Annotated in this window: 9 protein-coding genes; 5 read left to right on the top strand and 4 right to left on the bottom strand. The window is 37.4% G+C overall.

The window, feature by feature from the left end; translation table 11 throughout:
- Window positions 1-68 precede the first annotated feature (68 nt).
- On the bottom strand, window positions 69-857 hold the full coding sequence (locus ACYVM0_RS08620) for an MBL fold metallo-hydrolase (protein ID WP_460555449.1): 789 nt from the start codon (window positions 855-857) through the stop codon (window positions 69-71).
- Window positions 858-1417: 560 nt separating this feature from the next.
- Here ACYVM0_RS08620 and ACYVM0_RS08615 point away from each other — a divergent pair.
- The 3 genes from ACYVM0_RS08615 (at window position 1418) to ACYVM0_RS08605 (ending at window position 7557) form a co-directional block, all read left to right on the top strand.
- Complete coding sequence (locus tag ACYVM0_RS08615) at window positions 1418-3073, top strand: hypothetical protein (RefSeq protein ID WP_460555447.1); 1656 nt, start codon at window positions 1418-1420, stop codon at window positions 3071-3073.
- A gap of 188 nt (window positions 3074-3261) precedes the next feature.
- Entirely contained in the window at window positions 3262-6543 is a 3282-nt protein-coding gene (locus ACYVM0_RS08610; RefSeq protein WP_460555444.1) for a T9SS type A sorting domain-containing protein, read from the top strand.
- 360 nt (window positions 6544-6903) lie between these two features.
- The gene (locus tag ACYVM0_RS08605; RefSeq protein WP_460555441.1) at window positions 6904-7557 is read left to right on the top strand and encodes a Crp/Fnr family transcriptional regulator; all 654 of its coding nucleotides are present in this window, start codon (window positions 6904-6906) and stop codon (window positions 7555-7557) included.
- 455 nt (window positions 7558-8012) lie between these two features.
- Here the strand turns inward: ACYVM0_RS08605 and ACYVM0_RS08600 are convergent, their stop codons facing one another.
- Window positions 8013-8636, bottom strand: coding sequence for a response regulator (locus ACYVM0_RS08600; protein ID WP_460555439.1), 624 nt, complete (start codon window positions 8634-8636; stop codon window positions 8013-8015).
- A gap of 78 nt (window positions 8637-8714) precedes the next feature.
- On the bottom strand, window positions 8715-9929 hold the full coding sequence (locus ACYVM0_RS08595) for a sensor histidine kinase (protein WP_460555436.1): 1215 nt from the start codon (window positions 9927-9929) through the stop codon (window positions 8715-8717).
- A gap of 927 nt (window positions 9930-10856) precedes the next feature.
- On the opposite strand from ACYVM0_RS08595, the gene ACYVM0_RS08590 reads away from it, so the two are divergent.
- Window positions 10857-11498 carry a response regulator transcription factor gene (locus ACYVM0_RS08590; protein ID WP_460555433.1) on the top strand — a complete coding sequence of 214 codons (642 nt, stop codon included), beginning with the start codon at window positions 10857-10859 and terminating at the stop codon, window positions 11496-11498.
- Window positions 11499-11738: 240 nt separating this feature from the next.
- Window positions 11739-12389, top strand: a complete 651-nt coding sequence (locus tag ACYVM0_RS08585) for a response regulator transcription factor (protein WP_460555430.1) — start codon at window positions 11739-11741, stop codon at window positions 12387-12389.
- 223 nt (window positions 12390-12612) lie between these two features.
- Here ACYVM0_RS08585 and ACYVM0_RS08580 read toward each other — a convergent pair whose 3' ends face one another.
- Window positions 12613-13362: a DUF937 domain-containing protein gene (locus ACYVM0_RS08580; RefSeq protein WP_460555427.1), complete on the bottom strand. Its 750-nt coding sequence runs from the start codon at window positions 13360-13362 to the stop codon at window positions 12613-12615.
- Window positions 13363-14107 lie beyond the last annotated feature (745 nt).

The following is a 14107-nucleotide window of genomic DNA, read 5'->3' as shown; positions in this document are numbered from 1 at the left end:
AATTATATTGTTAAGCAGAATTTGATAGTCATTTTTTTGCCAAACATTATTAACTATTTTCTACAGGCCTATTGTTTATTTTTCATTCTTAAAAATTCTGTCTCGTCGTGTGAAGAAAAGAATTCGGTTTTATTGTTGTTTTTTAAATATAGCGTTCTTAATTTTTTTTCGGTATCGGCTCTGTCTTTTTTGTTAGCTGTAACAATGGCCTGTAGCAATTGGTATTGAAAAGGCGTTTTAGACGTACCATATTTAATTGTTTTTCTGTCATAATAAGCATCTCCGCAGTGAAGTAAAATATGCCCGTTAAAATATAGCAATACTCCACAATGTCCATCCGTATGTCCTTTTAAATCTACCAGCAAAATATCTTTATCATCTTTAAATATTTCGCCGGTCTCAAAATCGTTCCATTTCGTATTAGTCAATTCAATTTTTAACCAAATATAGGTTCCGGAAATCTGCTTTAAATTAGGACGAAACCTTACTTTTTTTGAATGAAATGTATTCTCATATTCTACTGCAGAAGTTATTAAAATTGCATTAGGAAAGTCGTCTATCCCGCCGATATGATCTTCGTGTAAATGGGTTAAAATTATAAATTTCACATCTTCAGCATGGTAACCTAATTGCTGTATTTGATGGTACGCAGTTTCATTAATATTTAATACCGGATTTACCATTTTTCTAAACAGTAAATCCAGTCTTGATTTTGGAGAATTAATATCTTTCTTCCCTAATCCTGTATCAATAAGTATTAACCCTTTATCCGTATCCAGCAGTAAACAATGACAAATTATTTTCCCTGAAAGAGGTTTTAAAGTGGCACAATTTAAATGGAAAAGTTTATTGATCATTTTATAAAATCAGGTATGCGTTACTTATAGTAATCATAAGAAATTAAAATAATTTATTGTGATTTTGTCAAATATACGCAATGCTACCCTGCGTAACACCTGGTTATAAAGTAAAGTAGTTTTTTGGGGCTACTAAAAAAACAGGCTGATCATAATAAATCAAAACCTGTAATATAGTTTCGGCCTGGCATTTTACCTGCAGTGTTATTTTCTTAACAGCTTTACTTACCTGCCAGAAATTGACGTATGTCAAGAAATATATTCTTAGCATAAGCTACTTATACATTTGCAATGTAAAAAGCGTACCGTAAAATTACTAACCTCTTTCTAGCGTAAAAACCCTTAGCCAATATTTTATAAAAGCAAGGGAACAAAATTAATTTCCCTCTTAAGCCTGAAAATCCGTCAACCCGGAAACAATACCATGCACAGGTGTTGTAACTGTTACTTCAGTTATAACACTTGGTGGTATTGACTTATGAATTTATCATTAAAACAACTATTTAAATAAGTAGCATTTGATGCAATCAAAACAATGCTATGTAAAAAATTCAACTACAATGAAACAAAGACTACATTTAAAAATGTTTGTAGTGCTGGCTTTTTTGCTCGTGCAACAACTGTTTACACAAGCCCAGGTAAGTATCAATTATCCCAATCCGGCGCAAGGGCTTACACGTGGTACAGGAAAAAGCAATCTTACCGTACAATTGGGCTTTACGGCCGCCTGTACCGGAGTAACGGTTACCATTGCCCTGCCTCCATCAATAAATTATGTGGCAGGTTCTGCTACTAAAACAGCAGGTTCATTAACCGGCAGTACCATTACAGAAAATAATATAACCAATCTTAATGCGCCTGTATTTTCTGTGAACAGCATTACATCGGCAGGCGATATTACCTTTACCATTAGCAGGCAGGCTGATTGTGGTACTTTAGCAAATGGTAAAGACACTATAAAAGTTAACAGTACAGATTGTGGTACTGCCATAGAAAATAATGCAAGTACCAATACTTATAATATTCTTGCACCTGTGCTAAGTCTTGTACCCCCCGCAGCCATTACCAATGCCGTGATAGGTACTACGGCCACACGAACTATCACAATTACCAATGGCGGTAATGGCGCCTTGGATACCCTGCTGTATTACGTAGTGTATGCCGGCGGCGGTATTGTCAATACCAGCGGTAGCAATGCCATTACAGCCAATGGCACTTCCTTTACACCAGGCAGCATCAACGGCGATACTTTGTTCTACAAAATCTACGGTGCCACGCTGTTTGGCGGCGACAACCTGCTGAGCAATGGCGAAACAGTAACCATTACCGAGCCTATTAAAGTAGTGAAATGTAATGCATCTACTGCCTACGGCGCCAGCTGGGGCAAGAAGTGCCAAACCGCTACCGGTACCAGTGCGGTAACCATGGCCAATGGTGTACCTATCTTAACCACCACCATCGTAGAAAATACCGTGATGAGCCCTTGCACACCTGGTACTGTTACGGTTACTTTTTCTAACACCGGTAGCGGTGGCAATGCAGGAGCCATGTATAATATCATTGCACAGCTTGGTAATCTAAATCCGAATTTGCCAAATGTAGTTTTTGGCCCAACAGGTAGCGGAAATAATAGTACAACAGCGGTTATCTTTAATAATTTTATGATTAATGGTGTACCAATAGCGGTAACTCAAACTGGTACCGGCGCATGGATAGCCGACATGAACCAGTTCAGCAGTGACCCCGACGGGGCTGCTGGCTTGTCCGATCTTGATGGTGATGGTCAGTTTGATGACCTGGCACCGGGAGCCTCCATTGTTGTTACCATGAAACGGGAATACCAGCCTGTTGCACAATGTGTGATACCGGATTATTACAGGAAAATAGGAGCTAAAGCAACCTACAATACCATGTGCGGTACACTAACTACACCACTCGCTACTGTTGGCGGCACTACAGCCCAGTCAACAGGTCACGTAGTCACTACAACAGCACCCTCACTGGTAGCAGGTGGCACAGCTTTTACAGTGAGGTTTTGCCACGCAGGTTTTGACAGCCAGGGATTTTCTTTGCCTACGGATAGCCTTTATCTTAAAATGGATTTGCCTGCGGGAATTTCCTATGTAGCCGGAACGGGGCAGTTTAACGGGGGGCAGCAGCTACCATTACCAGTTCCGGCACCACGCTTTACATATCCGCAAAACGAAATGGCTTAAGTCTGTTTTGCTTTAATGCCGATTTTGTTTATACCTGCGGTGCCGGCGGCAACATCGTAATCCCTTACGAGATATATCATGTATTGGCAAGATCCTGTAATGCGATTGAGTCGTTTAAATGTGGAAGCCTTACAATTGCTGCAAAATGCCCGGCACCCTGCCCAACGGGCATGGCGAATCTTAGTCCTGTGGCAACCAGAACAAATTACGGATGGACCAATACGACAATGACTGCTAAGGTTGACCCGACTACTCTTACCTCACTGGCCCGTAAATCTGCCACGGTGTATGATACCGTTGAAATAATACAACCCGGTAAACAATCCGGTTCTTACAACAATTTGTATTATTCGTATGAAATGAATAAAGCTGGTAGTCCCGGTGTCGATGCTGTGAAATTTGAAGGAGGTACCATCAACTATAAAGCAGGAGGTACAGGGCCAACTATTAGTTGCCCTATGCCAGCCTATACCAATATGAGTACTGCTACATTAACCAAATGGGTGTGGAATTTTACTCCCTTGATGGGTGGTGCCTGTGGTTTTCCTGCTACCCTGGTAAGCGGGGATAGTGTTTGGGTAGATATGAAAATATCAGTAACTAATGCAAATAATAATCAATTGTTTGGTATTACACTTACTGCACCACCCAATCAATTGAGCTATATGTACAATCTGGATGCCGCATCAACACCGCAGTATTGCGACAATTGGGCACCAGACTTTTATTTGATAGGCTTGAAGAATCAGGTGACTTCTTATTTTGCATCAACTCCTTTCAATTTAACTGGCTGTACGCCCGCCACCACCAGTTTTGTAAATTATGGATTTCTTACAGGTGAGTCAGGCGATATATTCCCTGCTGAATACCGACCTGCAGTATCAATAGATTCAATTGCCATTGTATTTCCTCCGGGAATTACCTGGTCTGGAGCTATGCCTACGATGATTGTGGATACATTTATTACGGCATATAATGCAAGGTCAGCTTCGGTTGGAACTACTGCAACTATGACCGGCAACCGGTTAGTATTGAAAAATTTTGGTAGTGGATATTTTAGTGATTTGCTGCCACAAAACTATACACACAGTCACAATACTTATTTTGAAGTAGTAGCTTCATGTGCAGCGGCAGCCACCAACAATAATTTTATCGTCACTACTTACGGCAAAAGCTTTGTATATGCCGGCGCTAATATTCCTTTTGTTTCCACTTATAATGGAACCGGCGCCAGTCTTACGGCTAATTATGATGTTACAACCAAACCCAATATTACAGTGCAAAATAATACGGGTGTGGTGCAAGGTATATTACCTCAGCAATACTGGGACGTACAAGTAAACAGCACCGGAACAACAACAGCACCTTATGTTTGGTTTGCGTTGGAAAAAAGCAGCGGTAGTGGCGGTATTAGTATTGATAGCGTAGTATTAAAACCTGCTAATACTGTATTAACAGCTGCTACTTATAATACTACCGACAAATGGTACCAGGTAAGCACAGCAGGTTTAACCAGTGGCAGCACACAACAGGCAAGGGTATATTTTAAATACAGTAGCTGTACAGCAGATAGTATATTATTAAAAGCAGGTTGGAACTGTACAGGTTACCCGAATCCTGATCCGCTAACAGGTTATTCATGTACTGCTGCACAAACATTTTTAAAAGTTATACCTCAGCCCAGCCAGGTGCAATTAAGTGTAACCCGGCAGCCGGGAGATGGCTCTGCAGTATCATTATGTAATACAGATAGTGTATTGGTGGTAATAAATAGTGCCCAGGCAGGTAATCTTATATCTCCTTACGTAAATGTATATCCGCCGGCAGGCGTAAGTATACAACTGCCCGTACAGGTAGAATATCCATTAGGCAGCGGTAATTATCAAAATACAACTGCCACTGCAATAAGTGGCGGTTATAAATTAGATATTACCTCACATACAGGCATAGGCGCAAATGGCTTACCGGGCACAATAACCAACCCCGGCACTGCCGGTCGCCAGGCAAAACTAAAAGTAATGTTTACTACTACCTGTGGTATCACTTCAGGCAGTCCATTAACTTTTGAGCCCTATGGTACACAACCTTGTGGTGCCCCGGCTATTGGTAATGCCATACCGGTACAAACGGGAGGTATTAATATAACCGGCGCATCTACCACTGGCGGCGCAGGTATCACAATTGGCGTAGGAGCATCATCGATAAGTTGCGGCACCGCTACTACGCTTAGTCTTTCCACCACCCCTGTAATAACCCCTACACAAACAGGAGATACGGTGATCTATACCATTCCTGCCGGGCTTTTATACAATGGTAATTTTACCGGAACAGGTTTTGGTACAATAACAACAGCATTAGGACCTGGTGGTACTACGCTGGTTAAAATACCATTACCGGTAGGTATAGCCGCAGGCACAGTTATTAATTACAGTTTTGATGTGGTTGCCGGAGGAATAGGGGGCTGTGGTAATGTAAATATACTTGCTGCTGCAAAAAGAGATATAGCACCCCTGATGTGCGGCGGAATAGCCTGTACCAGCAGTACAGTTGTTATCGGCACGGCTATATCTGATGCCATTACACTTACCAGGCCATCACTTAATACAAGTAACTTTACCTTTACAGAAAATCTGGCTACATCGCCAAGGGTGATAAATTACTCCTTTAATATTACCAATAATGGTACACTGGCGGCAAGTGCCGGAGCTTACCTGGTTAAAATATATTGCGGTGCTGATAACACCGGTAAAGTGCTGGCAACATTTACTACAAATGCTGTTGGTATTGGAGCTACTATCACACAGACAGGTTCTTTTATCTACGCCGCATATACAGATTGTGCTAAAGGAAGTCCACTGTTTTTGCAGGTACAGGATACCACTGCAACAGGTGCAAAAGTATGTTTATGCAGCAGCCCTGCCGGTTCTTTATCATTGCAGGTATTACCGGTTAAGTTGTCGGCTTTTACCGGTACTCCTATTAACTGTACTGCCAGCCTTTCGTGGACAACTACCGAAGAAACCAATTTTGATCATTTTGATGTGGAACAAAGTATAGATGCTGTTAATTTCGAAAAAATCACCACCATAAATGGTAAAGGTAGTAGCAGCGGAAGTACCTATGCAGCATTATACAATCAGCCTGCAAAAGTAACTTACTACCGCCTTAAGATGGTTGATAAAAACGGGGCAAAAGCTTTTAGCAATGTTGTGGTCGTTAAAACAAACTGTACAGCTAATTTGCAGGTTAATGCTTATCCTAACCCTGTAAAAAATAGGGTAACACTTACAGGCTTAAGCGGGCAAACGGAATTACGATTGGTAAATGTGCTTGGCCAGGTACTAACATCGGAGTCAACCTTTAATAGTACAAAGCAGCTGGACCTAAGCCAATATCCTGCTGCAACTTATATGTTGCAGGTAATACAAAATAATACAATAATAAAAAACATAAAGCTGATTAAGGAATAAATAAAAGGTCTTTAATAATTACAGCCGGACAAGGACTATACCTGTCCGGCTGTTTTGTGCTATGGGTTTGTGATTATTTATTAGCCGCAATGAGTGATAAAATTAAATAGTTGAATATGTATTATCAATTACTTTCTTCATTAGCCATAATATATATACTTTTGCACATTGTATTTTTAGGCCTCTGTAAATAAGAGTTAAAAGAAAATACCAAATCGTTTTTTATAACAAACCTCCCCGGAAAAACTGATTGAATAAAAGTTTTATTCAAAAATATTTTATCTCTGTAATTTAATACAGAGTATAGAATTTTGGAACATAGCGTCAGACTTATCTTGTTATTAAAAAATGTGTTAAAAAATGAATTTCTTTTTTGAAGAATACCCGCTCTCTGAAAAAACAATATCTAATTTATATAAGCAGCGCAATTATGTGTATTGTTGCCTGGCCGATCTGTTAGTTTTTTTGGGTGTGAATGATATTGAAGATCCGATGTCGCTGAAACCTTTTTTTAAAGTTACAGAAATTCCAAAGGATACTTTACTTGTAGCCGAAAATCAACTGGCCGACAAATTATTTTACATAGCGAAAGGGGCTATTAAAAATACGATCACAGTAATGGATGAAGAGCAGGTTTTTTTATTATTATCGGAGGGTAATTTTGTAACAGCTTTTGATAGTTTTATGAGCCAATCAATTTCTAAATCGAATATTATAACGATTGAAGAGTCTGTTGTATTGGAAATTTCTTACGAAAATTTTTTAAAATTGGCATTACTTTATCCTGGTGTACAAAAAGCTATGGAAAATGCGAAATCAATTTTTATGAAATTTCTTAAAGAGTTTACTTTAATTTCAAAATTTGAATCTAAGCAACGCTACGAATTTCTTCTTACTAAAATGCCGCAAATTGCTAATCGGTTTCTGTTAAAAGATCAGGCGTCTTTTTTAGGAATGAAACCCGAAACACTCAGCCGTATCAGGAATGAAATTGCAAAAAGTAGCGGATATTAAATATTATAATAATCATATTTTTTCTCATGGTACCTTTATTGGTACTGTTCAGTGATTCGATTTAATACAGCTGATTTCAAAAGCGGCTGCCTATATTGTACAATTCTTTTGTTATGAAAAATCATCCCGTATACGGCAGGTATTTTCCGTCTTTGGTGCATTGCCGGATGCTCTTCTAAATGTAGTGGTCTTTTTTTATCGATTAACAGCGCTTGAGAAATTTGACTGGTATTGCAGGAAAAGTTTCCTGGTTTGTGAGCAAGTGAATTGGGGAATATAGTTTAAGGATTGTAAAGCTTAGTAAAATAATTGTAGCTAACAGTGGTGTCTCAAAATATTGTATTCTAAAAGTGATTGCAGTTTTAATGCTTTTTTATTTGGGTTATACAGAAATAATTATTTCATTTTTTAGTCGCCGGAATTTAAAGGTGATTTTTTATAATAGAAATATAATATCAGGAGTTTGTCAGAAATTTTTTAATGGCTTCGCTTCTGGTTCTTACGTGTAATTTATCGTAAATGCTCTGGGTGTGTTTTTTTATGGCGTCAATTGTAACAAGCATTTGCGCAGCAATTTCTTTGTACAAAAATCCATCTACAAGAAGCTGCAAAACAATTTTTTCTTTTTCTGTAAGGTTTGTAAAATCGTTTATGCTTACCTGTTTTTGAAAATGTAAGATCACTTTTCTCGCTACTTCGGCGGTCATTGGAGCTCCTCCTTCTGAAACTGAAATTAATGCTGATTCCAGGTTTTTATAGGCATCTTTTTTTAGTAAATACCCATCAGCTCCAGCTCTCAGGGCATTAAATAATTTATCATCATCGCTATAATTTGTAAGTACCAGGAATTTTGTATTGGGATAGCTGGATTTCAACAGGGTAATTACTTCAATTCCGCCTACGCCGGGTAGATCAAGATCAACAATGGTAATATCCGGCTGTAAATTCTCAAATTCTTGTAACAGTTTCTCTGCAGAAGTGAAGCTTCCGGTTATTTGCATGTTTCCCGATTCGCTTAAAATCTGTTCAACAGCATCCAGCGAAATTTGCTGATCATCAACTATGCAAACACTTTTCATGCAATATATTTTTATTTGCTGAGTCTAAATTAGATTAATTAAATCAGGTTATGGCAGCACTTTTGTGTAGTAACTAATTCAAAGCAATGGGATCTCTAATTTGAATACTGATCCTGAATGGCTGCTTTCAGTGCAGGTTAAATTTCCTTTCATTCTTTCAGCAGCTCTTTTTGCACAGGCAAGCCCAAGGCCATTCCCTGTTTTAAACCTGGAGTCATTTTGAATTCTTTTGAAGGGTACAAAAATTGTTGTAAAATATTTTTCCGGAATGCCAATTCCGTTATCACTTACAATTATAAAAACGGAACTTTTTGTTTTTTCGTAAGTTATAGCTACTTCAGGTGTTGGCGAAAGATTATATTTTATTCCGTTATCAATCAGGTTATAGATAATGGTGGAAAAAAGTAATTGATTGGCTTTTATAAAAATGGATGATCCGGTTACCAGTATTTTTGCTTTTGAATATCGCATCGTAATGCTTCTTCTTACAATATCTATTTCCTTCGTTATATCAAATTGTGTTAATTCATTTTCAATATTGATGATGCGGTTATAGGAAAATAAGCCCGTTACCAACTGGTCGATTTGCTGCAGGCCGTTCTTTATTAATTCTATATTTTTTTTTGTTTCCCCGTTTACTTTATTGTGCAATTCCGATTCAATTTTTTCCAGAAAAAAAGCAGATACGTGCAGTGGTGTTTGCATTGTATGAGATGCTGCAATGCTGAATGTTTTGAGGTCATCATTTTGTATTTGCACTTTAGCCTGCGCTTCTACTATCTTTTGCTGTTTGGCCAATAAATTTTTTTCCCGTAGCCGGGTTATATAAATATATACCATTACATCAATGAGGATCGTTAGTATCTGGCTGATCAATAAAACAATATTTGTTGCAGGTATATCTTTTAAAGCGTTTAAAGCAGGTAAGTGATTTTGTAAGGATGTTGTTTCAATGATGAAAAAGGACAGGCATAAAAAAATGCTCATCAATAACCATTTTCTTTCCTGGTAAGAATATACAAAATTGCAATCGATAGCTAAAATGAGGAAAAAATTGTCCAGCATGGTATTGTGAGAAAACCAGCAGGAGGCTAAAAAAAGCATTCCAACAGAAAATATGATTAATAACAGGCGGGAGCTTATGGTGAGCCCGTTGCGGTTTAAATAAATGGGAAGCAGCCACACTATTCCGCTGAAGATGAACATTAATCCGGGTAATATATCGTGTATAAAAAAGAATAAAAATCCTGTGAGTGAATTTATTGTAAACGTGACTACCGCAATCAGGTTCATTTGGATAACATAATGCTGCTTTGATTCGTCTTTTTCATTTTTTACTCCCGAAAGGGATATTGTTAAAGCAAGGCGTTTAAGTTTCCCGGATAGTTTTGGTAAAAAAAAAGTGCTGGCAGGTTTTCTTTTGTTGCTAATTGGCAATAAGCTATTATGCATATACCGGTTTCCTTTGATAATGAAATATGAATACATCTGTTTTTAAAGGAAAGGCTTTTCAAATGTATATTTTTATTGGATGGTACACAAAAGTATTTTACCTGTTACCCAAACGGGTAGTTGTGATGTGTTCTTGGGTAACTATTTTTGTTTTACAATCTTAAAAGATAATCACGCAATGCAAATTGTATAACCCGATACGCCAACCCTGGTAGAACCAAGCACTATACACAGTTCCGGCATTTCTATGTCGGATTTTTTTACATAAAAATTAAACCTTAATCAACATAAAATAAAATTTGACAACATTTTTTAATGTTGGCAGCAGGCAATTTAAAAATGCCGGTGTAGTGAGCTTATTTTAAGCAATAGCTGTTGTGTAATGAAGGGTATATCAGTTGCATAAAAATGAAGTGACGAATTGAAGTGCAGGAAAATATACTAAAATATGATAACCAGTAATATCAGGTAAAGCCAGGTGGGCAATTTGTCTATACCATATTGAAACAGGAAGATATGTATTAAAAAAGAAAGACTGGTAGAAACCAGTCTCGTTTTCTGAAACAAACCCTTCTAGGGTTATATCGTTGATCTGTATTTATTCAGATGTGATCTTTTCTTTTTTGCAGATTGTAAAATTCAATACTTTATCGTTTATAGATACCCGTTAAATTAGCTAAAAATCCCCCCTATTTTTGGGGGGCTGCTGTTTGTTTGTCAATCCGTATTTGTAAGTTTGAAACAATTAAATAAACGCACCCATATCAGATGACAATTGCTCTAATTGATGATCATTCACTTTTTGTTCAATCGTTAAAAATATTATTGGCAAAACATGGGTATAACGATGTGGCCATTTACACAGAAATGAAGGTCTTTTTGGAAGAAGATCTTCCGGAGATACCTGATATAGTAGTGGTGGAATTGATGATGGAAGGTGTAAACGGTATGGATTTTATTGATATGTGCCGCAATAGATATGGCAATGACAAACCTAAAATTATTGTTCTTTCTACATTTTCAGATATGCAATTGGTAAAGCGGGCAATCAGAAGTGGAGCCTCTTCCTATCTTACCAAAAGTATTTCTTTTGACGAATTTCTTGAAGCTATAAATGCCGTTTTTAACGGGAAACAGTTTATTGCAACCGGGCTTAAAGAAAGCCTCCTGAATAGTATTTTTATTGTTGAAAAAGCCAACTTTCATCTTACGCCGAGAGAAAAAGAGGTGCTGAATATGGTTTGCAGGGGCAATACCATAAAACAGATCGCTATCCAGCTTAAACTAAGTGTTCATACGGCTCAATATTATCACAGAAGAGTAATGGGTAAATTTAAAGTGAAAAGAACAGCTGATCTTATTGTAATGGCAATGAAGAATGGTTTTTTTATTCCCGACACAAAAAAATAGCAGTGGGCTATAGAAACAAAAGCAGTAATCATTTTAACCTATCCAATATGTAAAACGAAAAATATTTCCGACACCTTATTTATATTTTTTATTTATTGACTTTACACAGGCCTGCAGGGCGGATTTAACAGGCAGATCCGGGGCTACCCGGGTTAATTTTTCCTAATAAATTTTAAACAATAGTATATTTTATTTTATATTTACTATTATTTTATTACATCACTCCTCAACATAAATACAATGTTAGTTGCACTGGTTGATGATCATCCGCTCTTAACTGAATCAATAAAAAATACATTGTTACTTCAGCCTGGTGTGGGGCAGGTTAAAACCTACAATAGTGCAGATATTTTTCTTTCAGAAAAACTGGTGCCTGTTCCTGATATTGTAATTACAGACTTAATGATGCCGGGTACTAACGGCCTGAAATTGATAGAAACGATTCGTAAACTCAATAACGATAAAATAAAAATACTGGTGTTGAGCAGTATTAATGATGTGCAAACAATAAAACAGGTAATAAGGGCAGGGGCAAATGGATACCTGTCTAAATCATCGCCCCTGGAAGAACTGATTGAAGCCATTTTTGAAATAAATGAAGGGAGGCAGTATATAGCAAAAAGCCTGCGGGAAAGTATGTTAAATACAATGTTTACCGAAGAGCAGGTTGTGTACCACCTGTCTCCCAGGGAAAAGGAAGTACTGCATAAGGTTTGCAGTGGGCTAACCATTAAAGAGATAGCGTATGATTTAGATTTAAGTGCACATACTGTACAGTATTATCACCGGAGTGTACTTACTAAACTAAAAGTTAAACGCACCACCGACCTGATCGTTTTTGCTATGCAAAATGGGCTCTACATACCGGATATTGACCAGCAAAAAAAATAAAATCCGGTATAGAAATACCGGATTTTGGGCTATGCCCAAGTTTTAACCTATCCTAATAAACCTTCTTTTATAAGCCCGGGTATTTAGTTTTTAATCTGCTAATAAGCCAGGCTGTTTTATATGAGCTTTAATTCATTGTTTTCGGGCTGTAAAATACTTCCTGCCACTAAAAGTTCAATCCACTATATTCCATTATAAACTCCCCATAAAATTGGGGGGTATGTTATTTTTTAGAGGAATACATTGTATTTGAAACAGAAATATTTCCTTTTGCAGTTGGATGAACACTGCTTTTGTCAGTAACTGCAGGCGGCTTTTGCAAAGTTTCTTTTCTATGAACAAAAAGCCAGCCCCAAAAAAAAATGGCTCCGATTATTGTAACAACCCCAAAAAACCAACCTTTTGAATATTGCCTTTTATTATAAGGTACGCCAATGTACTCTTCAGGCTCATCTTCCACTTCAATCAGGCAAAGGTCCGGTGGAAACCGTTGTATAAAATTACTTTTCTCAGAGATCAGTAAAGCAGCTAACCCCGTTACTGATATACCGGAGCTTGCTTTATGTTTACCAATTAACCCTAATACTGCGTACAAGGCAAGCGACACCAGGGAAGAAGCAGAGGCGTATTTAATATTTGCATATTTTGAAATGTAATCAATAATATAACCCGGCTTATTACCATACATACTGCTTAGTAAAAAAAGATAGGAACCGGTACCCCCATAAAGTAGAGTGTCCAGCCTGTTTAATACTTGTTGGTTGAAGGAGTCGGTAGCTCTTTGCGAAACTTCTGTGATACCAAACCTGGTGGCAGACTTTTCAGCTAAACCGTACAACACTACAGGAACAATTACATCTATTGCTTTGCGTACGCTGGTTTCCCCTTCTTCTAAATACAGGCAATTTTTTTGGATTACATCATCAGTAAAAAGCTCCAGCGATGCTGTTGTAATATTAAATTGCGGTTTCATTGTGATCAGGATTTGTGGATTTAACTAATACTGCTTTATTTTAATTTAAGAGTGCTTACTTTCTTATCTGATTAATAGCCGCAATTTATTTTACAACTCCAATCCGGGTCTCATTATATATCATGTTCGTCCACGGCTGATTTTCTGCAAAATAAAATTCAATCCCGGTAATTATTTACCCAATACTAATAGCATTGATACCCCAATTTTAGGGGGACTTTTTAAAAAGCCGGAGATAAAAATCTCCGGCTATGCTTACCACTGACAACCTTGAGAAATGGGTTGTAAAAAATATTGACCCCCGGAAATTTAAGACGTAAATATCCGGAAACAGTTGCATGGCGGAACAGTATAATAGCTGAAAATTTAAAGACCGTTAACGTATTGGGTTTAATTAAAATAAACCAGGCGCTTATTAAAAAAGATGCAGGTTTTTGCGTGTAAAAAAAATAATATGCAGTTTTCTGCGTGCAACCGTTTATGATAGTTAGCTGTCTTAAAGAAATATCAATGAAAACAGTTTTGCCTTTATCTTAAAAATTACCACCGCAATATTTTCTGCTTTACCCTTGGCAGAAAATGATCCGATACCTATAAAATTATCTTTAGTCTAAGAGGTTTTAGTAGACCTGGTCAGGTAACTAAGATCGTCTTTAAAGTCACCTTATCAATTTGTAAAACATGAGGTAAACAAATAAAAATTTGTATTGCCATGTTATTTCATCCACTATCCAAAATAAAAATA

The organism is Ferruginibacter profundus (assembly GCF_054783275.1).
The sequence above is the reverse complement of the archived record's forward strand: the minus strand, read 5'-3'. Positions and strand labels throughout refer to the sequence as shown.

Excerpts from the sequence above, each read along its gene's own strand:
- ACYVM0_RS08600 (WP_460555439.1), bottom strand. The coding sequence starts at position 8,636 with ATGAAAAGTGTTTGCATAGTTGATGATCAGCAAATTTCGCTGGATGCT.
- ACYVM0_RS08595 (WP_460555436.1), bottom strand. The coding sequence starts at position 9,929 with ATGAACCTGATTGCGGTAGTCACGTTTACAATAAATTCACTCACAGGA.
- ACYVM0_RS08580 (WP_460555427.1), bottom strand. The coding sequence starts at position 13,362 with ATGAAACCGCAATTTAATATTACAACAGCATCGCTGGAGCTTTTTACT.
- ACYVM0_RS08620 (WP_460555449.1), bottom strand. The coding sequence starts at position 857 with ATGATCAATAAACTTTTCCATTTAAATTGTGCCACTTTAAAACCTCTT.
- ACYVM0_RS08590 (WP_460555433.1), top strand. The coding sequence starts at position 10,857 with ATGACAATTGCTCTAATTGATGATCATTCACTTTTTGTTCAATCGTTA.
- ACYVM0_RS08585 (WP_460555430.1), top strand. The coding sequence starts at position 11,739 with ATGTTAGTTGCACTGGTTGATGATCATCCGCTCTTAACTGAATCAATA.
- ACYVM0_RS08615 (WP_460555447.1), top strand. The coding sequence starts at position 1,418 with ATGAAACAAAGACTACATTTAAAAATGTTTGTAGTGCTGGCTTTTTTG.
- ACYVM0_RS08605 (WP_460555441.1), top strand. The coding sequence starts at position 6,904 with ATGAATTTCTTTTTTGAAGAATACCCGCTCTCTGAAAAAACAATATCT.